The organism is Brevibacillus sp. BD137 (genome assembly GCF_041644655.1).
In the GTDB taxonomy this organism is placed as follows: Bacteria; Bacillota; Bacilli; order Brevibacillales; family Brevibacillaceae; genus Brevibacillus; species Brevibacillus brevis_D.
In genome coordinates this window covers 75,671-95,514 of record NZ_JAOTNO010000014.1, presented here as the reverse complement: position 1 = coordinate 95,514, position 19,844 = coordinate 75,671, and the positions used below count along the sequence as shown (strand labels likewise).

19 protein-coding genes are annotated in these 19,844 nt (G+C 49.3%); 8 read left to right on the top strand and 11 right to left on the bottom strand.

Annotation, left to right across the window (positions count from 1 at the left end):
- Window positions 1-60: 60 nt before the first annotated feature.
- The 6 genes from ODZ53_RS24205 to ODZ53_RS24180 all read left to right on the top strand — a co-directional run bounded on the left by ODZ53_RS24205 (window position 61) and on the right by ODZ53_RS24180 (window position 7,205).
- The gene (locus ODZ53_RS24205; protein WP_372680629.1) at window positions 61-1,140 is read left to right on the top strand and encodes a DUF418 domain-containing protein; all 1,080 of its coding nucleotides are present in this window, start codon (window positions 61-63) and stop codon (window positions 1,138-1,140) included.
- A gap of 99 nt (window positions 1,141-1,239) precedes the next feature.
- On the top strand, window positions 1,240-2,343 hold the full coding sequence (locus tag ODZ53_RS24200) for a citrate/2-methylcitrate synthase (RefSeq protein ID WP_372680696.1): 1,104 nt from the start codon (window positions 1,240-1,242) through the stop codon (window positions 2,341-2,343).
- Between the two features lie 656 nt (window positions 2,344-2,999).
- Complete coding sequence (locus ODZ53_RS24195) at window positions 3,000-4,028, top strand: NADH:flavin oxidoreductase/NADH oxidase (RefSeq protein WP_372680627.1); 1,029 nt, start codon at window positions 3,000-3,002, stop codon at window positions 4,026-4,028.
- Between the two features lie 198 nt (window positions 4,029-4,226).
- Window positions 4,227-5,612, top strand: a complete 1,386-nt coding sequence (gene pdxR / locus ODZ53_RS24190) for a MocR-like pyridoxine biosynthesis transcription factor PdxR (RefSeq protein ID WP_372680625.1) — start codon at window positions 4,227-4,229, stop codon at window positions 5,610-5,612.
- A 103-nt stretch (window positions 5,613-5,715) separates the two neighbouring features.
- A complete protein-coding gene (locus tag ODZ53_RS24185; protein WP_372680623.1) occupies window positions 5,716-6,489 on the top strand; it encodes an HAD-IIB family hydrolase in 774 nt (257 codons plus the stop codon).
- Window positions 6,490-6,512: 23 nt separating this feature from the next.
- Entirely contained in the window at window positions 6,513-7,205 is a 693-nt protein-coding gene (locus ODZ53_RS24180) for a M24 family metallopeptidase (protein WP_372680621.1), read from the top strand.
- Between the two features lie 141 nt (window positions 7,206-7,346).
- Here ODZ53_RS24180 and ODZ53_RS24175 read toward each other — a convergent pair whose 3' ends face one another.
- Window positions 7,347-7,526, bottom strand: a complete 180-nt coding sequence (locus ODZ53_RS24175; RefSeq protein WP_372680619.1) for a hypothetical protein — start codon at window positions 7,524-7,526, stop codon at window positions 7,347-7,349.
- A gap of 465 nt (window positions 7,527-7,991) precedes the next feature.
- Here ODZ53_RS24175 and ODZ53_RS24170 point away from each other — a divergent pair, with 465 nt between their 5' ends.
- Window positions 7,992-8,561 (top strand): hypothetical protein, encoded by a 570-nt coding sequence (locus ODZ53_RS24170; protein WP_372680617.1) that lies wholly within the window; start codon window positions 7,992-7,994, stop codon window positions 8,559-8,561.
- Between the two features lie 106 nt (window positions 8,562-8,667).
- The gene (locus tag ODZ53_RS24165; protein ID WP_172142799.1) at window positions 8,668-9,198 is read left to right on the top strand and encodes a glucosaminidase domain-containing protein; all 531 of its coding nucleotides are present in this window, start codon (window positions 8,668-8,670) and stop codon (window positions 9,196-9,198) included.
- A gap of 136 nt (window positions 9,199-9,334) precedes the next feature.
- Here the strand turns inward: ODZ53_RS24165 and ODZ53_RS24160 are convergent, their stop codons facing one another.
- The 10 genes from ODZ53_RS24160 to ODZ53_RS24115 form a co-directional block, all read right to left on the bottom strand.
- Window positions 9,335-9,916 carry a hypothetical protein gene (locus tag ODZ53_RS24160; RefSeq protein ID WP_372680615.1) on the bottom strand — a complete coding sequence of 194 codons (582 nt, stop codon included), beginning with the start codon at window positions 9,914-9,916 and terminating at the stop codon, window positions 9,335-9,337.
- A gap of 257 nt (window positions 9,917-10,173) precedes the next feature.
- The gene (locus ODZ53_RS24155; RefSeq protein WP_199928214.1) at window positions 10,174-10,989 is read right to left on the bottom strand and encodes an ABC transporter permease; all 816 of its coding nucleotides are present in this window, start codon (window positions 10,987-10,989) and stop codon (window positions 10,174-10,176) included.
- Entirely contained in the window at window positions 10,986-11,972 is a 987-nt protein-coding gene (locus ODZ53_RS24150; protein ID WP_372680613.1) for an ABC transporter ATP-binding protein, read from the bottom strand. The genes ODZ53_RS24155 and ODZ53_RS24150 overlap by 4 nt, the downstream gene beginning before the upstream one ends.
- 21 nt (window positions 11,973-11,993) lie before the next feature.
- Entirely contained in the window at window positions 11,994-12,803 is an 810-nt protein-coding gene (locus tag ODZ53_RS24145; RefSeq protein ID WP_372680611.1) for an ABC transporter permease, read from the bottom strand.
- Window position 12,804: 1 nt separating this feature from the next.
- Window positions 12,805-13,902, bottom strand: a complete 1,098-nt coding sequence (locus ODZ53_RS24140; protein ID WP_372680609.1) for an ArsR/SmtB family transcription factor — start codon at window positions 13,900-13,902, stop codon at window positions 12,805-12,807.
- A gap of 152 nt (window positions 13,903-14,054) precedes the next feature.
- Window positions 14,055-15,383, bottom strand: coding sequence for a DUF4129 domain-containing protein (locus tag ODZ53_RS24135; protein ID WP_372680607.1), 1,329 nt, complete (start codon window positions 15,381-15,383; stop codon window positions 14,055-14,057).
- Complete coding sequence (locus ODZ53_RS24130; RefSeq protein ID WP_372680605.1) at window positions 15,380-16,570, bottom strand: DUF58 domain-containing protein; 1,191 nt, start codon at window positions 16,568-16,570, stop codon at window positions 15,380-15,382. The genes ODZ53_RS24135 and ODZ53_RS24130 overlap by 4 nt, the downstream gene beginning before the upstream one ends.
- A 4-nt stretch (window positions 16,571-16,574) precedes the next feature.
- Window positions 16,575-17,513, bottom strand: coding sequence for an AAA family ATPase (locus tag ODZ53_RS24125; protein ID WP_372680603.1), 939 nt, complete (start codon window positions 17,511-17,513; stop codon window positions 16,575-16,577).
- A 48-nt stretch (window positions 17,514-17,561) separates the two neighbouring features.
- On the bottom strand, window positions 17,562-18,788 hold the full coding sequence (locus ODZ53_RS24120; RefSeq protein WP_372680601.1) for an MFS transporter: 1,227 nt from the start codon (window positions 18,786-18,788) through the stop codon (window positions 17,562-17,564).
- Window positions 18,785-19,834 (bottom strand): ArsR/SmtB family transcription factor, encoded by a 1,050-nt coding sequence (locus ODZ53_RS24115; RefSeq protein ID WP_372680599.1) that lies wholly within the window; start codon window positions 19,832-19,834, stop codon window positions 18,785-18,787. The genes ODZ53_RS24120 and ODZ53_RS24115 overlap by 4 nt, the downstream gene beginning before the upstream one ends.
- Window positions 19,835-19,844 lie beyond the last annotated feature (10 nt).

Below are 19,844 nucleotides of genomic sequence, written 5' to 3'. Positions count from 1 at the left end.
GATGAGCATATGTATGCTACACTGAACCCTGCTTAAAGACAGCAGGAGGGAATGACAAATATGCAGGCGGAACCAATTACACAGAAGGATCGGATTTATTCTATTGATATTGTAAGGGGATTGGCATTGTTCGGGATTTTGCTGGTGAACTTGCCTAGCTTTATCATGTATTCGGAAGACGTCCGTATGCCAATAGAGGCAGGGATCGATGCATGGATTCGCTTAAGCTATGATTTATTCATTCAAACGAAGTTTTTCGGGATTTTTTCGTTTCTGTTTGGCTTGGGTTTTTACATTTTCATGTCACGGGCTGAACAACGTGGACAAAAAGTATTTCGTCTCTTCAGCAGACGGTTGTTCGCGATGTTTTTCATTGGTGTGATTCACGTCATTTTGTGGTTTGGAGATATTTTGACGGTGTACGCGCTTCTTGGCTTTTTACTGATGCCATTTTATCGAAGAAAGTCTTCTACGATTCTAGCAGTGGCAGCCAGTCTGGGAGGAGTGTACATGCTCACTCAAGGCGTGGCACTTGTACAGACGCTCAATGGTCAAGAAGTATATCCATTTGTAGCATCATTCCAGACGACACTGATACCGATTTTTGTGATGTTCCTGTTTGGTTTGTATGCGGGAAAACGCGGTTTGATTGCTCAAATTCGCGAGCATAAACCGTTGTTAAAACGAATCGCTACTACCACTCTGGCAATCAGTCTTCCAATCGCAGCAGGGATTGTTTGGGCGAGCGGTGTCGTCTTTGGTCCAAAGCTTGAACAGGTGAATAAAATATTGGTTGACCTGAGTACACTGCCTATGGCGCTGTGCTTGATAGCAAGCTTGTTTCTGTTGCTGGATCGAGATTCGGCAAGGAAGGTTCTCCAGCCATTTGCCTACACAGGACAAATGGGGTTAACGACTTATTTAGGTCAGACAGTCATCATGACCATTCTGATTGCTTTGTTCGGTATTACGGCCATGCCGCTCTCTTCTTGGCTTTTGCTCGCGCTTCCGATCTATGCGTTTCAATTACTCGCAAGCTGGCTGTGGCTGAAGCGTTTTAATCGAGGTCCGATGGAAAAGCTGTGGCGCTTCCTGACGTACGGACGTAAAAAGAAGGCAGTTCCAGCTCCTGCTAACTAATTGTAAAACGTGATCAAAAATCCGGTTTTCTTTTATTTCCCTTCACGATTATGAATCGATTATACTGAAGAGAAAAGAGACGAAAATGGAGTGGTGATGATGACAAAACAACATCCTTTGGCTATCGGCTTGGATGGTATCGCCGTAGCAGAAACAGACCTTAGTTTGGTGGATGGAATTAATGGACTGCTGGTGTACCGCGGTCATTGGGCGCGTGATTTGGCTATTCACCACACATTTGAGGAAGTGGCACACCTGCTCTGGTTCGGACATTTGCCGAGCGAGCAGGAGTTGACGGATTTAAAAGATAAGCTCAAAGCAAACCGTGAGCTGCCTGAGCATGTAAAAGGAATCTTGAAGCTGATCCCAGCAGATGTAGATATGATGAGTGTCCTGCGTACAGGTGTTTCGGCCCTGGGCAGTTCCTCGCACGGCTTCCCGCCAACCATCGATGAGGTGATTGCGCTGGCTGCCAAGATGCCAACAATCGTTGCGTATCGCTTTGCTTGTCTAGAAGGCCGTGAGCCGGTGGCACCGAATCCGGAGCTAGATCATACAGCGAACTATCTGTATATGCTCAAGGGTGTAAAGCCGAATGCGGCACATGTACGTGCACTCGATGCGTACCTGATTTTGACACAGGAGCATGGCATGAATGCATCCACATTCTCCGGTCGTGTCGTGAGCTCGACTGAATCTGATCTGATTTCTTCCATTACGGCAGCTATCGGAACCTTGAAAGGGCCGTTGCACGGCGGAGCACCATCCGAAGTGACGGAGATGATCGAGGCGATCGGCACGAAGGAAAATGCAGAGCCGTGGCTGCGGAACAAGCTGGAGAGCGGCGGACGTTTGATGGGCTTCGGACACCGTGTCTATAAAACGATCGATCCGCGTGCAACTGCTCTGCGCGTCGTTGCATCCGAGCTGTCGTCCAACGATCCGTGGTTTGATCTGGCGACACACGTAGAAAAAGTAGGCTTGCAGCTGCTGGAAGAGTACAAACCAGGCCGCAAGCTGAATACAAACGTAGAGTTTTTTGCCGCAGCTGTAATGCGCGCAGTTGGCTTGGATGACAATTTGTTTACACCGACATTTGCTGTGAGCCGTGTGGTTGGCTGGAGTGCGCACATTCTGGAGCAGGCAGGCAATAACCGCATTATTCGCCCGCAATCCAATTACATTGGCACGATGCCGGAATAAGAAAGACGATATTTATAAAAGCTATCCGTTATGCGGATGGCTTTTTTACTTAGTGCAACATAGACTGTGGCCGCGGTGGAGAGAAGAATATTTCCAGTCTAGGCTCCAGGCTCCGTCCCGCTGGGGGCTGATACTGTCCGCTCCGAAGGGATTCGCGGGGAAACGCAAAAGTGGTAGCCGCTACGTCGCGCGGGCACGGTTGCGTTTCTTTTGCCCGCGAATCCCTTCTCCGCTTGGTAGGACTCCACAAGTCGCTACGTCTGGAAATATTCTTCTCTGTCGTAACTGATGATCTTCTTCAATCTTTAATTGTTTAAAAACTCGTTTAAGCACGGAAAGCTCGTAGAGGAAACAGGAGAAATAAGCGAAGATCTTAGGGACACCGACCGAGACGGAATGCAAAAAGCGAAACACGCTCTTAAGCGTCCACCTCTGATACACATCCTTGAAGATACCACTTTGGACGCGGTTTCGCTTTTTGCATGGAGCCGTGCAGTCAATCCCACAGCGGGTGGCCCTAGAATCTGAGCGTTTTCTCCTGTTTCCTCCCCACCACAACAGCCGGAAATATATCTCGTTTTCACAAAGTGCAACTTGGGATTGCAGAACATGCTTACTTTTGGCATGATAATGAAAAAAAGTAAGGAGTGGAGCAAATGGCGTTGTTGTCTACCCCGTTTCAGTTTAAAGGACTTAGCTTGAAAAATCGGATTGTCATGCCGCCGATGTGCCAATACTCCGTGGATGCACACGATGGAACACCAACGGACTGGCATTTTGTTCATTACGTTTCTCGTGCAGTAGGCGGAACAGGTCTGATCATCGTGGAAATGACCGATGTCGAGCCGGATGGCAGAATTTCCAACGGCGATTTGGGCTTGTGGGCTGACGAGCAGACTCCGGCGTATGCGCGGATCGTCTCCGAGGTTCATAAGTATGGGGCTAAAATTGGCATACAGATTGCTCATGCGGGCCGCAAAGCGGAAGACGCAGAAGTGCCTGTATCATCGTCCGCGATTGCTTTCCCAGGTGGTCGCTACAAAACGCCACGGGCGTTGACGACAGAAGAGGTCAAGCAAATGGTCGTCAAGTTCAAGGACTCGGCGAGACGTGCAGTGGAAGCAGGGTTTGATACCATTGAAATCCACGGTGCGCACGGATATTTGGTTCACCAGTTCCACTCTCCTTTGACAAATCAACGAGATGATGAGTACGGGCGGGATAAAGCGCTGTTTGGCGTAGAAATTATTCAGGCAATCAAAGAGGTCATTCCAGCTGACATGCCACTGATCATGCGCGTCTCAGCCGTAGAGTACGTAGATGGTGGATATGGGCTAGATTACAGCACGGAGCTGTGCCGACGTTACAAGGAAGCAGGCGTGGATATTTTCCATATATCTAGCGGCGGGGAAGGACCGATTGGTTCAGCAGGCCGTCCAGGTGTTCATCCTGGCTATCAAGTACCATTGGCACGCGAGATTAAGCAGGCATTGGATGTCCCTGTCATTGCAGTCGGCAACCTCGATGATCCAAAAGTGGCGGAAGCATCCATTGGCAATGGCGATACGGATTTGGTAGCAGTGGGTCGCGGCATGCTGCGTGATCCTTATTGGGCACTGCATGCGATTCATGAGCTGTCGGCGGATGAGCTGCAGCCACCGAAGCAATATTCAAGAGCGTTTTAATCAGATAAAAGAGCGATGGGCTTTCCTTTCGACTGTATCGTCGGGGGAGAGCCTTTTTTGGGTTGCTGGGCTTAATTTCCATGGGGATCGCGTCTGCGTATACAGCAAGCCTTCTGGCGGATAGCTGACCTTTTGTTCATTCAGGCTTACTATAATATGTAGTAGACTAAAACAAAAAAGGAAGGGGGTTCCTGTTCGGTGCGAGAGCTTTCGGCCATTCGTTTTACAGAGGGAGAGTCATTGTTCATCCAAATCTATCACTTTATCAAAGACGAAATATTGCGTAACGAAATTACGTATGAAGAGTTTCTCCCCTCGATCAGAAGCTGTGCGCAATCGCTTGCTGTCAGCAAAAACACGGTGGAAGTTGCTTATCAGCTACTGGTATCGGAAGGGTACGTCACAAGCATTCCGAAAAAAGGATATCAGGTGACGTACAAGGCAGGACTTCCTTCCAGGCGGCATGTAACAGAACGAGAAGACTCTCGTATACCGCAGATTCGCTATGACTTTCGCTATGGCAACATCGAATTGGGGACATTCCCTTTTCATCCGTGGAATAAGCTGCGCAACAAGCTCATTTCCTACCATCAGCGCACGTATATGGTGGAGGGGCTGGCTCAGGGAGAGTACGTCTTGCGAAAAGAACTCTCGAAATTGCTGCATGAAACAAGAGGAGTCCTCGCCACGCCGGAGCAGATCATTATTGGAGCCACCCCGCAACAGTTGGTGTCGATTGTCGTCCAGCTTCTGGACAGAGAGAAGCATGTGATCGGCGTAGAAAATCCGGGCTATGATGGTGCGAGAAATACGTTTCTCAACGGTGGCTACCGGGTACACGGTATTTCCTTGGACGCAGATGGTGTATCGATCGAAGAGCTGAGGCAAAGCGGGGCAAGCGTCATGTACGTGAGTCCTTCCCAGCAATTCATCAACAAAATGACGATGCCTCTAGAGAAAAGAAATCAATTGACTCTGTGGGCGCAATCCTTATCGCATTCTTATTTGGTGGAGGATGATTACGAATGGGAGTTCAAATATCAAGAGAGCTACATCCCTTCGATCCAGAGTCTGTCTCCCCAAAAGGTTGTTTACATTGGGCGGCTCTCCAAAGCATTGCTGCCGCTCATAAACGTCAGCTACGTCGTCCTTCCTTACGAGCTGTTATCGCGTTTTCACCAGCGCGTGCCTGAATACGATCAGCCTGTTTCCCGTTTGGACCAGTTGACGCTAGCGGCGTATTTGTCCGATGGCTATTGGTATAGACACTTGCAGCACATGCGAAAAAACTACGCGGAGAAGCGAGAGGTGTTTCTTCAAGCAGTCACGCGTTACATGGACGGATGTGTGGAAATAGAAGGGAAGGATATGGGACTGCATGTATTTTTGACCGTAAAAAGTCAGTTTACGGAAGCGGAACTCATGGAACGTGCCTATCAAAAAGGCGTAAAAGTCTACGGAACTGCCCGATACTGGCTCCAAGATACAAGGGAGCAGCCGACGGTATTACTAGGGTACGGAGCATTGACCCCCGACGATATTCAGGAGGGCATTCGCTTGTTGGCTAGCGCTTGGTTCGAGTAACAGATCAGTTTCTGTCCCACTCATCTTGAACGAACTGTCCCTTTGGCCACGAATGGCTATCCATTACGATGGACAGGACAGCAATTAGAAAGGGTGGGGAAAAATGAAATTTATTTTTGATCTGGACGGGACGATCTGCTTCAAGGGTCAGCCGATCTCAACGAACATTTTGGATAGCCTGCTTGCACTCGAACAGGCGGGACATACTGTAGGTTTCGCCTCCGCAAGACCGTGCCGTGACATGCTGCCTGTCCTCGATGAGCGGTTTGCCAACCATCTCCTTATTGGCGCGAATGGAGCGATGACACATCACCGAGGGAGCTTGCAGGGCAGCATGCCAATCCCGGATCGTTTGGCACATGAAATCATCAGCATTCTCGATGATTATCGCGCGCAGTATTTCATCGATGACTCGTGGAATTACGCACATAATTGTGTGTCGGCACATCCTTTTTTGAGCTATATCGATCCCAATCGGACAGCCAGCCGTGTGGACGTGGATCAACTGAATGCCGTGCTGAAAATCCTGATTTTATCGTGTGACCGTTACGAAGAATTGGTGGCGAGAATCAAGGAACTCGACGTTACGCTGCATTACCATTCCGCAGAAGGCATTCTCGACCTTACTTATCGGGGAGTGAATAAATGGGCTGCCCTGAATCGGTTCGATGTGGCAGGGGAGCCGTTCATCTGCTTTGGCAATGACATGAATGACTTGCCGCTGTTTGAAAAAGCGCATCATTCCGTATTGATTGGCGAGTATCAACCGCTGCTTGCATTAGCGAAGGAAAAAATCGCCATGGACGATCATGTGGAGCAAACCATTATCGCAAAATTGCGAGAGTTGGGCGAGAGGTATGAGTTAGCTCTTCCGTAAACGGAAAAGGAGGCTATTAAACGATGAATCCATTATTGGAGAAGAGACATCAGGCACTGCGCGAAGCAGAGGCCAAAGCTGAGTTTTTATTTACCACCATCGAAGAAAAGGGCATTATTCGCAGCGGTGTGACGGAAAAAGAGATTAACAAGGAAATTTACGAGCTGGCCTTTCAATTGTTCGGGATCAAAAAATATTGGCATAAGCGGATTGTGCGAGCGGGCAGAAACACGCTGTATCCATACAGAGAAAACCCACCGAATTTGATTGTCGCTCCTGAAGATATTGTCTTTCTCGATTTCGGGCCCATTTTTGAGGACTGGGAAGCTGATCTTGGTCGGACGTATGTGCTTGGAAATGATCCGGTAAAACAAAAGCTGCGCGACGATATTGAAAAAGCGTGGGACGAGGGCAAGACTTACTTTTTGTCCAAGCCGGATATTACGAGCAGCGAGCTGTTTACCTACATGTGCGAGCTTGCCAAAGCATACGGCTGGGAGTACGGTGGTCCACACGCAGGGCATCTTATCGGCGAATTCCCGCATGAAAAGATTCAAGGGGATGATATCGTCAACTATATTCACCCTGACAATCACAAGCCGATGAGAGAGCCGGACCATAACGGGCACCCGCGCGATTGGATTTTGGAGGTTCATTTTGTTGATCGGGAACGGGAAATTGGGGGATTTGTGGAGAAGCTGTTGACGGTGGAGTAAGGAAAGCGCTCATAGAGTTGAGTCGATAAGCTAGCCACTGGTTCGTCGGAAATCACGGCAACTCAGACATTCAAAAGTTCTGTTGATATCATGCTTGCATCTTGCCTTGCCATGACGGATTAACCTCCAGCATGGCTGTTTTCATTTATCTATGCTTTCTTCACGTGGTAGCTTGATAAAAGAAGTGGGATGCTCCATAACTGGAAGGAGAAAATCGAGGATGCTAGGTAAGGCTTGCGTATCACCGGACTGTGCACGTCTCAAAATGATGGAGAATGACTGATTTTGTGCGCCAATACATTCAAGTATTTCTTTTTGCATTTGTGTACCCCTTGTCGAGTCATATTTAGCTGCTTGGCCACCTCTTCTTCCGTAAGTCTGTCTATCACAATACTCTTAATGATGAATCGGGGTTTTTCGGGAATTTGCATGAGTAGCTCCTGCACGTATATGCTCGAGTCTATGGAATCTATTAAGTTATCGCCAAATACCTCCTCAATGATAGCGGTTTCCCGATTAAATCGGGTTTTAGCAGCGTATTGCATTCTCCAAGCAATTCGCTTAAGGATTCTTCTACAACGTTCTTTCAGCATTTCATCTTCCACTAAAATCACCTGCCATAATGTATTTGTACTTCCAATTGAAACAGTCTTACATTCCCCCTGAAATTTCTCGACCCTCATATACATAGGTAAAAAACGAGCACAAAAAGAAACCATAAATTGGAAAAATTACTATTTTTCTTTATACTCGAGACTGTCATGAAGTTAGAGGGAGAGATTACATGTGAAAAACAACTTGATGATTCCGATTGTTTGTTTCGTGGGTTTAGTTGCAGGATGTTCACAGCCAAGTCAACTATCACAGGAGCCTGCTTCCCAGCAGCAACAAATGATTAAGCAAGAAGTGCCTCAGGGCTTTGTACCGTTGACATTGACAGAAGAAAATAAAACAAAAATAATGGCTGATGCAGAGAAATTTGGTATACAGAATATTTATGTCCCGCTATTTGTTAGAGAGGGTTTAACATTACAGGAGATTTCCGGTAGCGAGCAAACAAAACAGATTTCTCTCCGATTCGAAAATGAGCAAGGTGATCAAACATTAGAAATTAGTTTATCCCCTCAAGAAGTTTTACTTGGGGGTGCCGTTATACAACAGCAAGAAACCAAACTCGATAACGGTACTCCTGCAAAATGGATTTCCTTCTCGAATCATAAGGAAAATGTTGAGGCAGCCGTCGCAGAATTATATTTTCAATTGAATAGCACCAATGTAGCTGTAAGTAATGACTCCAACCAATTTGAAAAGGAAGTCGAACAAATTGCTTCTGCTCTCCAGCTGCTAAAAAAATAATGTAAAAAAGTGGTTTCTAGTTTTCCTGTTTTTTTTCCTAGATAGGTGAAGCGACATTGACCGGTCAAAAAGTCGTTGATCAACTATCAAAAAGGGGAAATGAAGAATGGCTAAGTATGAGCCTATTCCTACAAAAAGAGTGAAGATTGACGGAATTGTAGACACATATGTTGGGGTCAATCCCAATAATAGAGGGAATGAAAAAATCCTTGCTTTTATTGATGCTTTTAAAGCAGTAGCAGGAAGGACCAGTGATGCTTGCTACGGTTTGCCTGTTGAATTAATCCTTGCAATGTGGGGCGGGGAATCGGGGTGGTCTCAGTATGATACACAAGTTGAGAACCAGAACTGGTCGAATATGATGTATGTAGACTCGACCTACCCTGAAGGGAATATCGGTGAAGGGATAAGAGGGTGGGCGGCTTTTCCTGGCCGTTCAACTCACGGAGAAGCGTTTGCAGATTTCTTACAAGGAAAGCGTTACTCCAAATTAATCGATTACTTGAAGGGCACAAATAATCCTAAGTCAGAAAAATGTGCACGTTATATTGCTGATGCAGGTTACGGCGGTACCAATCATGACAAATACTACGATGAAGTTATTGACTACCTGGAATCCGTTCGTAAGCGCCTCTAACCTGTTTTTCAAAAACAAGAAGCACCTCAAAACGGGTGCTTCTTGTTTTTTTACCGTATTTAGCCGAGAAGAGTCCAATGTACTCGTTTTGTCATAACCGTAGGGACTACGGGGATAGCCTAAGTGGTGGGAGCGTTCAAAGGCCTTTACTTAAATTGAGTTCTAAATCAATTTGCTTTTTTAACCATACCCCATAATCCTCCACTTGATAAATTTTCCATTCTTTTAGTTTTTGTGGGTTTTGAACGCCAACAAAGGCAGCATTAGGAGTGGTAGGTTCCAAGAAAAGCACGATGTCCTTTCTCGGGAATTCGTTGACTCCCACTTCTGGAATAAAAGGCTCTCTGACCAATCGAATATACGTATGGTCTTGCGTGCTTTCTCCCTCATCTAGACTTCCTTGGAGATAAGGTTGGCTCTCTTGTAAAAAAGGTAGCTCCTTCTCATCTTTTGTGCCTATCAGCTTGCCATCCCTCCGATAAGCAACGGTGTACAAATCCATCGAGTTTTCGAGAAGCCCATCGCAAATAGGGGAAACGTCCGAAATAAATATTTCCTTTCCTCTCTGGATGATGATTTTGCTTACTTCTGGATGTTTTTTTGGAGCCTCGGAATCAACAATCGGGGTGTTTTGCTGGTGTATTTCTTGACCTTGAGTGCTAACTCCGCATCCGGATAATAACCCAATACAAACAACACATAAAAATATTCGTTTCATAAGACCAGACCTCCGTCAAAACGATATGAAAGTGGGAATTTATATTTCCCCTACCGATTCCATAAATCATTATACTTTTTAAGACGGTAATTTTTGGAAAAGGTTTCGTTTGTTTGTAATTGAAAATTATTAGCTGGAAAAGTAGGAACCCGCTGAGAGGAAAGCTACTTCTAGCCGAATTACAACCTACAACCACGATTCCTTCTGAAGCAAAAGCACGACCCTAAGATCCTCTTCATCTGGGTTTTCACCAGCACTTAATACATCACCATGTTCCCGGTCTTTTTCATATGCTTCTCCGCCAGCTTCAGCAACACGACAGTCGCCGTCACCAGCAGGAGCAAGACAGCGGCGAGAAGTCCCATACTCGGCAGCATTGCTTGTAATGGTGCCCCCTCCATCAGCAGCTCGCGAATCAACTGAAGCGCGTAGGTCAGGGGAAAGCAAAAGGAAATGACCTTGGCCCAAACCGGAAAGGCCATCGGGGGCAGACGGACACCAGAAAAGATTAGCATCGGCTCATCCAGGACGGTGTACAGAAAGCTCGCGTCGCGTGAAAACAGAAAGAGCACACAGAGAAAGCCGCCCCAGACGATGGCCGATACCAGCAAAATGAGGAAGGCGAGTGGAGGCGCCCACCAGCCGCTCAATTGAATGCCATCGACAAAAAACAAGGCTAACAGGACAAAACAAAAGAACAGCCAGACTCCCTCGATCAGCGAGGAAAGCGAACGCCCATACAGAAAAGCGAGTCGGTTGACCGGACTGATGAAGATCATTTCCATGGTTCCCGCTTGCCGTTCAAAGCTCATCTGCCAGGAAGACTGCACCAGGCACCAATAAAAGATGTAGCCTAAATAGCCAGTCAATAGGAACAAAGGCAACTGCTCGTAGCTGATGAACCGGGCTAGAGGGGAATCAGCTCCCATCCGGAACGGGGCAAACGAATAATACGCGGTCACGAAATTAATGACAGGCCAGACCAAGAGCGAGAAGTAGATCATTTTGCTGTGAAACGAGTGGCGATGCTCCTTGATGATTTCTGCCAAAAGCAGGCTACCCAGCTGTTTCATGCCCCCCTCCGATCTGCCATGTGCAGGATGACGTCCTCCAATGATGGCTGTTGGGTGGAGAGATGCAAGACGGGGGATTGGTGAGCAGCCAAGAGGGAAAGCAGCGGAGTTGTCATATCCGTTTTTCCCCGTAATCTCACTTCCCAGGTCTGCTCGTCTGTTTCTGCGATTTCACGCGAGCCGTCGTAATCTTGAGCCAGCTGGCGCAGATCGTAATCAAGCGAGTCGGAGAGAGAGGGGATCACTACCTGTAAGGCTGTATCCAGGTGGAGCGATTTGATCAGGTGCTCCGGTGTATCATGCGCCACGAGTCTTCCTTTATCGATGATGTATACCTCGTCGCAAAGCTCCTCTACCTCATGAATGTAGTGACTGGTCAACAGAATGGCTTTTCCATGCTGAGAAGCGAGCTCACTCACATGCTTGCGAAGCTGCCGGGCGATGGGGGCGTCCAAGCCGAGAGTCGGTTCGTCCAGGAACAGGTAACGCGGATCATTGATCAGGCCGCGGGCAATTTGCAGTCGTTGCTTCATGCCTTTGGAATAGCGCTCGACAGGGGTGTTGGCGGCCTCATACAGGCCAACCTGCAAAAGCAATGAATCGATCCGATTACGCAGTTCCTGCCCTTGCAAACCGTATAGACTGCCGAAGTATTGCAGGTTTTCCCGCCCTGTCAGCCGCCAGTACAGCATTCGCTCGCCCCCTGCGATCATGTTGACCTTGGCTTTGACGAACCGATCGTCTTTTACCGCGTCATATCCGTCTACCGTGATCGTGCCACTGGTTGGGGTGAGCAGTGTGGAGCACATCTTGATCGTTGTTGTTTTTCCTGCACCATTAATGCCTAACAATCCAATAATTTTGCCGGGTACCATGCGAAAAGACAGATCAGCAACTGCCTCGACCTCCGTCCATTGCTGGCGAAACCAGCCTTTTTTCTCCTTCACCCGGTATACCTTCCGTACATTTTCTGCGATCAGCATGATTATTGACCTCCTCGTTCGTTATCCGAAAATCGATTCCATGACGCGTTTTTCCATCCGACGTATGCCCCACACCCCCATGACGAGATAGACGAGGGATAAGGCTGCCATATGAAACAGCTGTGGGGAAACAGCATGCAGCGGCGCTCCTTGAATCACGCATTGCCGAAAAGCATCCAGCGCAGGCGCGAGCGGCATGATGAGACCGAGTGGTTGCACCCATTCAGGCAAATACGGAATCGGAAACGTCACCCCACTGACAAAGGCCATCACAGCAAACAGCGTGTTTTGTGTGATGTACGTATCGCGGAACCGTAGCATGAGACTGCCCAAAACGAGTGCCTGGCAAAAGAAAGCTCCTGTAGACAATATCCAGACTAGGACGGCGCTCCATACATTTGTTTGAGAGAGGGTGAGCCCAAACAACGCCCCTACCAGCACAATCACCGAAAATTCAAACAAAGTACGCATGAGCTGTTGGGCGACATTCCCCAAAAAATACCCTCTTCGCAAAGAAGGGGTGAGCAAAACGGCCTCCAAGGTCCCTTCCCGAAGCTCCGTAATGAGTGAGCGGCTGACATTCATCAAGGTCGAGACGGCAAACGCATAAAAAGCTCCGCCGAGGATGGCGTACGACAAGTAATCGGACGAGCCGGTGAGATATGCGAAATTTTCATCTAACTGCCCGGCAAATACATAGTGATAGGCAAAGAAGGCAAACAGCACCGTATACAGCCCGGAGAAAATGTGGCCGATGACAAACGACCACGGATAGGCACGAAGCATTACGCGGGTATTGCGGATAAAGGTAGCTTTGGCGACATGAAACACGTTATTTCCTCCGTTCTGAGGGATGTGATGAAGCAGGTGGAGAGACAAGTCCGGGATCAGGCATATCGATGAACTCATGCAGATCGACGGCGAGTTGTTCCAGCCGTGATGCAATCGCGCGGTAAAACACATACCGTCCCCGCCGTTCACTCCAGATAAAGCCTGTGTCTACCAACAGATTCAAGTGCTTGTTGACGGCAGGCTCACTGATGTTGTGCAGGTCAGCCAACTGCTGCGTGCAGTAAGGATGAGCCAATAATGATTTGAGAATCGCAGTCCGTGTCGTGTCGCTGAACACCTTCATTTTGCTGATGAAGTCAACGGGAATCACCGAGGTGGCTCTGGTGCCGGGAACGTCTACGGATAAGCACACAGAGATATGGTCGTCGTAAATGCCGAGCAACAAATGCGGCGCTACAAAAGTAGAGACACGCAAATGGATACGGGCCAGCTCCGAATAGCCAAATGTGTACGTTTTTGCCTTATGAAATTGCAAGAAGTTCTCGTGCACCTTCAAGCGCGGGTGAACCTGCGACAAAAACGGAATCGGGTCTAGCTTGATCTGCTCTTGTGCCTCATGTACGGCGCGGACGAGCCACGGTTCAATCCGCCGTTCTTCCTTCTGGAAAAGAGGCAGATAGTCGTAGCAAAGCTCCAGAAAGCTTCGTTTGGTCGAGAGCGGATGGCGCAAAAGCTCCCGATGCTCTGGTTTCAGCTCTTCAAAAATCTCGTCTGTACGTCCTTGCATCCAAGCGTGAAGTTGTCTGGGATGATAGACGGGACCAATCATGAGCTGGGCAAACTCTCCGGCATCCATCGCCTGTACACGCTCCAACGCGGCCTCAACAGAATGCTCAAAGCACTCCTCCCAAGGTGCCAGGAAGTCCATGGCATCGAGAAACTGATTGGACATGGAGCTAAAATAGTGAAGCTTTTTCAAGAGCGGGGCAGGTAAAGCAGTGAGCAACTCCTCCGCCCAATGCAAGCGGGAGGTGTGATGCTCTGGCTTTGCAAGCACGTGGAGACTTAAGAAAAACTCATAGCCGGGTATGTATGCGACATGAAGATGCTTACGCAGCCAGTCAGGCAAATCTTGCACCGAGCATCCTCCTTTCTCGTTCAATTAACCATCTGGTGAATTCATTTTGGGAGCGGGCAAAATTGAAGAAATTATGCCGGAGGGACTTCTCAATGTCAAGAGAAAAAGAAAACAACCACGGCTAACGCATAGCACGTGGTTGTGGAGAGGTATTATGTCTCAGAGAAACGAGCGCCGAGCGTCTGCACGGCTTGCTGCATCGCTGTCAAATCCGCTTCGGGAAGCGCCTTTTCCTGATAGCGATATTGCTGATAGTAACGGGTGATGCGAGCGACTGCATCCAGCTGACCTGCATCTAGCAAGGGATGTTCCCGCAGGCGATTGAAAAACTCTTGGGGTGTCTCATGCAGCTCGATCGGCACTCCTTGCTTCTCCATGAGGACAAGGAATTGATAGTAGGCGTATCGGGTGGGATCATCCTCTGGGCCGACTGGCTGTTTGAACCATTTGGCAGAGCCATTTTCTAAGCTTTCTTCACTGGTAGAGGGAGGAACATTGCTCAATACGGTATTTTGTGCAGCCGCCACTTCTTTTTCTAACGTAATCGTCCCCTTGAAGCGCTTTTTCCATATGTATCGGCCGAGCAGGATCACGCAGGCGAGGATGAAGGCAATGATTAAGTACGGCTGCAGAATAGAAAAGAGTGATTCCCCGAGCTGTATCTGTACCACAGGATGATCTGCTTTTTGCCCTGTACTTTCCATGAGTACCTTCATGCCTGCCTGTTTTTGGTTCGCCTTCTCGTACAATTGCTCAAACATTTCCACAATGAAAATAAGCACTGGCTCAAAGAGCGTATACAGCCCATCGCTGACCGGCCCTTTTATCCAACTCCAGATCCAATAGATGAGACCAAGTACGATAGAGCTGACAGCCAAATAGCCTGAGATTAAAAGAAAACGTGTGCCGAGCACTTGACTGCCTAGTAGCAAGCTGATGCGAGCAGGTAGCCTCGTAGAGAGTGATCCTTCCCGCAGCACGAACGCCACAATCGCCACCAACATATAGCTGAGAGTGATGAAGACAAGCATGGAAAAAGAGGCTGCGAGTGTATGGGAACCTGGGTCAACGATGGAGGTGTAGAGTACTGCTATCACGAGCTGCATGAGGCCCGCCATCAGCGCCAGAACAAATCTGCGTTGCAGACTGTCGTGTCGATACCCTTTTGATGCAGCGCTTTGTACCCTCCAAAAATAAACAGCAGCCAGTACAAGCGCGATAAGCCAAGAATCGTAGAGATAGAAGCTGCCCATTCCGATGAAAAACACAAGGGGATACAGCAACAGATGGAGCATAAATCGACCGCCACCACCATAGTACAACCAGCCCCCGGTCATGAGCAGGATCGCTGCGACCAGGCAAAACGTGAGCAGTTGACCAAAGCCTGCTGTCATATACCCAAACAATACCAGGAAAACGCCCGTCAGCATGGCCTCCAGCCAAAACGCGAGCGTCCACCGGCCCATCAACGAGAGTGTCATCCCATCATCACGCTCCTTTTTTTCAGACGAGCATGCTGGAAGCGCTGGATGATGACAGGGTCAGAAGAAACGTCCAGTACCGCAACCTGATGACCGCATTGAATAAGGCGCTCCGCAGAGGCTTGTAGGGATGGGTCCATTCGTGGTGTCACAATGAGAATGGCTTCCTTCCCATGCGCTCCCTCTAACCGGCGAAGAACAGGCGCCAGTGGCGTTGTCACAAAATGGTGGATTTGCGCCAGCTGGGTCATGACGTGTAAGTGGTGTGCCTTGCCACTTCCCGCAGGCAAATGAAAATGCTCACGTCCTCGTTGCTTCACGGTGAGGTACAGCTCGTATCCAACCGATTTTCTCCTGCACAGGCCAGCCAAAGCCGCAAGACAGGAGATCGTCCGTTCATTGGTGATATCGTTATACTTTTGCATCATGGGTTCATACGAGGGCAGGATATGCCCGACGATTCTCCAGTTTGGATGGGCTGTATACTCGAAAAGACGCGTCTCGAGCGAGCCTGTTTTGGCGGTTGCCTTCCAATGGATGTGCTTGAAACGGTCGCCTGGCATGTACGACCGAACACCACGCTGAAAAGTGACATCATCCTGTTGGCGCTGACGAGAAAGCCGATTCCCGTCCGGCTCCGATTCAGCAAGTACGACGGGAGAAAGCGCAAGAGGCAGCGGATAGACCAGCAAGGAAAAGGAAACCGACAGTGTCATGGCGGTAGGCTCCTCTCCCAATAATGGCAATGTCTCGGATTGCACATCCGTCAGCCAGACTGTGCCTCGTTTGTTTGGGATGAGAGTCAAGGTGCGTGTGGCACTTTGCCGCATCGGTAGATCAAACCGCAGGCGAACGCTCGTCCGATGATTGAGGATTCGCACCTCGTCTGCACCTTCCACTGAGACATGCTCCGGCAGTGTGAAGCGAAGCCAGGTAGCAGGCAAAGGCAGCCACGAACGATTGTGCAGGCGAACTGTAATGTGCACGGGTGTCCCTGACAAGACGCGCGTTTGATCACTGGACCACTCAAGCGACACCCATTTGGACATGGACTTGGCCCACCAGTCTTGTGCAGCGGGGAGAAAAAAGAAAAAGCCCCCAAACAGAAAGAAAAACCAATGCCCGGAAAAAACGGCGAAGAGCAGTAAGACAAAACCGATTACGTGAAAGGTTTGCTTGGTGATCATCGCACTACACGCTTTCTTCGACGGGAGCGGGGACGCTGGTCAAGATTTGCTCCACGACTTCCTGCTCCGTCACGTGCAGCTCTGCTTCCATGGACAGGCGGATGCGGTGAGCTGCCAGACTTGGGAACACCACTTTTACATCATCGGGCAAGACATAAGTACGACCAGAAACGAACGCGTAAGCTTGGGCGGATCGCAACAGGGCGAGCATGGCGCGTGGACTGATGCCGACCTCAACCGAGCGATGCTGGCGAGTCGCTTCCGTCAGTTCGATGATATAGTCTTCCACCGGTTGGCTGACGTGAACGGTCGTGACCTCGCGTTGCAGAGCCGCAATTTGTTCGACAGTGATGACCGGCTCGACTGCCTCTAATGGGGAGCCGCTGCGGAATCTCCGCAAAATTTCTTTGGCATCCTCTCGTGTACCGTAGCCAAGAGACAGCTTGAAAAGGAAGCGATCCAACTGTGCTTCCGGCAGCGGATAGGTCCCTTCCGATTCAATCGGATTTTGGGTAGCGATGACCAGCATGGTCGATGGGAGTGGCAGGGTGACGCCTTCAATCGTAACCTGGCGTTCCTCCATGCATTCGAGTAAACCGGATTGAGTTCTGGGAGTGGCCCGGTTGATTTCATCTGCGAGCAAGACATCCGCAAAAACAGGTCCCTTTCGTAGTTCGAATTCACTTGTTCGTTGATTGAATACGTGAAGACCGACGACATCGGATGGCAGCAGATCCGCGGTGAATTGCAGGCGGTTGTAAGAGCCGCCAATCGCTTGCGCCAATGTTTTGGCAAGCACGGTTTTTCCCATTCCGGGCAAGTCCTCCAGCAATACGTGACCACGGGCAAGCAAGGCCGTTACTAATAGACGGGTCTGACTTTCCTTTCCCACGATGACGCTACTGATAGCATGCTGAAGGTTATCCAATGTCGGATGTATCATGAAAATTCTCCTTTTCTCATTCAAAAATGCGGAGTCATACGATTTTTATTATATATGGAATATCCTGTTAGTTACAAATTTTCGAAATAATAATCCTGTAAGCGCGGCGAGCACGATGACGGCCCCTACAGATATGTAAAGAGGGCGAATCCCTACCTGATCGCTTAGCTGTCCGCCTAGCCAAATACCGACGGGCATCGTCGCACGCACGATGAGCAAGCGGACAGACAGTACACGCCCCATTAGCTCGGAAGGAACGTGAAGCTGATACAGGCTTGTGCTGTGTACCTGGAAAAAGGGAGCAAACAGACCAGCCAGTAGTTCGATGGTGATTGCAAGCCAGATGTCATGGGTAAAGCCTATTGCAACAAAGCTCAAGCCACCTAGTACCAGTGACCCCAACATGATCAGGGGCTGTCCAAGGCTGCTACGGAAGCGAGGCACGAGCAATGAGCCGAAGAAATATCCCAGCGGATAGCCAGCCAAAAACAAGCCTACATAAAACGAGGTGCCTTGTAGCTCGCCGGCTACAAAAGGCAGGTTTAGTACAAGTGTGACTCCGACAGCAAATTGGACGAGAGCCGAGTACAGACCGAGCCAGAGTAGAAGGGGCTTCTGCCAAAAAATCGCAAGACCAGCCTTAAACATGACGTACCACGATTGCTTCTTGTTGGCGGTATCCGCTGGGGCGAGTGGACAAAGAACCAGAAAGAAACCGCTGAGCGCATAGCTGATCGCGACCAATGCAAGTACGGACTCACCGCCGATACTCGCCACGAGAATCCCAGCCAATGGCGGACCTGTAATCAAGGCAATGCGCAGGACACTATCCAAATAGGCATTGGCTTGGAGGAGCTGCTCTCTTTTGACCAGAGCAGGGAGGAGCGACTGGCTTGCTGGCACATACAGCGGTTGAACGAGACCGTTGATCAAGGCAGTGAAATACAGAGGCCAGAGCGATTCCGTCCCGGAAGTAATGACCGCAAAGGAAAAACAAAAGGCAGCCGCTCGCATCCATTGAGAAAAAAGCATGACACGCTTTTTATCGAATCGGTCGATGTACGGTCCGGCTACCAGCTGAATGGCGAGCGACGGCACGAAATACAGCAGCCACATCTGTCCGACCGCACCTTGTGAGCCTGTTGCCTGATAGATTAACCAGCTATTGGCGAGGGTACCGAGTGAGGCGCCTAGTTCTGAAATGAGCTGACCGAAAACAATCCAACGATAAGAACGCTGCTGCCAGACAGAGGCTTGTACAGCGGTTTGGTTCATGAGGTGCTCCTGTCCAGGAATTCATCCCACAACAGAGGAAGCTTGTCCAGCGTATAACGGCGGAGTCTGTAACGGGAGCCTGCTGATTCAACGAGATGGGCAGACCGCAGCATGGACAGATGATGGTGTACTGTCGATTTCGCCATAGAGAGTTGATCGGTTATCTCTTGCAGGCTCAGGTCCTTTTCCGCCAGCATTTTGACCATGCGCAGCCTGTGCTCATCTCCAAGTGCTTTTAAGGCTTGCACCAGTGATGGGGGTGGCTGATAAGGATCTACAGCATCGTGCAAATTTTCGTCGGCAACAGGGTAATAAAAAATTTTCGTTCCGACAGCATCGGCCTGTACGGTCCACGGGCGATAGATCGCTTGTGGGATCAGCAGTACACGTGTCACGGCAGGCTCTGGAAGGTAGCTCGATCCCGTCGCATACTCCACCAGGGCTTCTGAGGTTAGCTTTCCTAGCTTGTTTTGCTTTTGCGACCAATCCCGTTCTAGCATGCGAACGATTTCTTCCTCACGGGGCTTAATGTGAGTGGTATACCAGCCTTCCATCAACTGGAGAATATGACTCCGCAGCACTTCTCCATCAACGGAAGTAATATGTCCGATATACGATTCAAAAAAGAGGTGCGCACGGCACGCTTCCTGCAAAGCGGCGCAATCATCCTTGCTTCCTTGTGCAGCCTTCCGCCGTGCCTCCTGCCTATTTTCACCGAGGTAAGGGAGGGCTTCGTATCGGAGCTGTTCGATTGAGAGCTCTCTGACATACGAGAGAAAGGAATTTAGATCAGCGAATGGGCAAAGATCGAGTAGTTGCAAAAGCGTCTTCCACGTGTTGTGTTCCTTCGCATAGTCGACCTCTTGCCGTACAGAAGGTGAAAGCTCGTCCAACAGTTGACGCCAGTAGGCAGGAGGGTGCTCCATCGTGTGATGCAATTGGTCGTAGGTAGCGGCAGCGATTCCCAAGGCAGCTTCGAATAAAGGAGAATACGAGAGCTCGACCCGATAGGTTGTTCGTTCACTGCCAATGTTCAAAATCTTCATGTGATCATCC

Excerpts from the sequence above, each read along its gene's own strand:
- ODZ53_RS24205 (WP_372680629.1), top strand. The coding sequence starts at position 61 with ATGCAGGCGGAACCAATTACACAGAAGGATCGGATTTATTCTATTGAT.
- ODZ53_RS24200 (WP_372680696.1), top strand. The coding sequence starts at position 1,240 with ATGACAAAACAACATCCTTTGGCTATCGGCTTGGATGGTATCGCCGTA.
- ODZ53_RS24195 (WP_372680627.1), top strand. The coding sequence starts at position 3,000 with ATGGCGTTGTTGTCTACCCCGTTTCAGTTTAAAGGACTTAGCTTGAAA.
- ODZ53_RS24185 (WP_372680623.1), top strand. The coding sequence starts at position 5,716 with ATGAAATTTATTTTTGATCTGGACGGGACGATCTGCTTCAAGGGTCAG.
- ODZ53_RS24180 (WP_372680621.1), top strand. The coding sequence starts at position 6,513 with ATGAATCCATTATTGGAGAAGAGACATCAGGCACTGCGCGAAGCAGAG.
- ODZ53_RS24175 (WP_372680619.1), bottom strand. The coding sequence starts at position 7,526 with ATGCAAAAAGAAATACTTGAATGTATTGGCGCACAAAATCAGTCATTC.
- ODZ53_RS24165 (WP_172142799.1), top strand. The coding sequence starts at position 8,668 with ATGGCTAAGTATGAGCCTATTCCTACAAAAAGAGTGAAGATTGACGGA.
- ODZ53_RS24160 (WP_372680615.1), bottom strand. The coding sequence starts at position 9,916 with ATGAAACGAATATTTTTATGTGTTGTTTGTATTGGGTTATTATCCGGA.
- ODZ53_RS24155 (WP_199928214.1), bottom strand. The coding sequence starts at position 10,989 with ATGAAACAGCTGGGTAGCCTGCTTTTGGCAGAAATCATCAAGGAGCAT.
- ODZ53_RS24150 (WP_372680613.1), bottom strand. The coding sequence starts at position 11,972 with ATGCTGATCGCAGAAAATGTACGGAAGGTATACCGGGTGAAGGAGAAA.
- ODZ53_RS24135 (WP_372680607.1), bottom strand. The coding sequence starts at position 15,383 with ATGACACTCTCGTTGATGGGCCGGTGGACGCTCGCGTTTTGGCTGGAG.
- ODZ53_RS24130 (WP_372680605.1), bottom strand. The coding sequence starts at position 16,570 with ATGATCACCAAGCAAACCTTTCACGTAATCGGTTTTGTCTTACTGCTC.
- ODZ53_RS24125 (WP_372680603.1), bottom strand. The coding sequence starts at position 17,513 with ATGATACATCCGACATTGGATAACCTTCAGCATGCTATCAGTAGCGTC.
- ODZ53_RS24120 (WP_372680601.1), bottom strand. The coding sequence starts at position 18,788 with ATGAACCAAACCGCTGTACAAGCCTCTGTCTGGCAGCAGCGTTCTTAT.
- ODZ53_RS24115 (WP_372680599.1), bottom strand. The coding sequence starts at position 19,834 with ATGAAGATTTTGAACATTGGCAGTGAACGAACAACCTATCGGGTCGAG.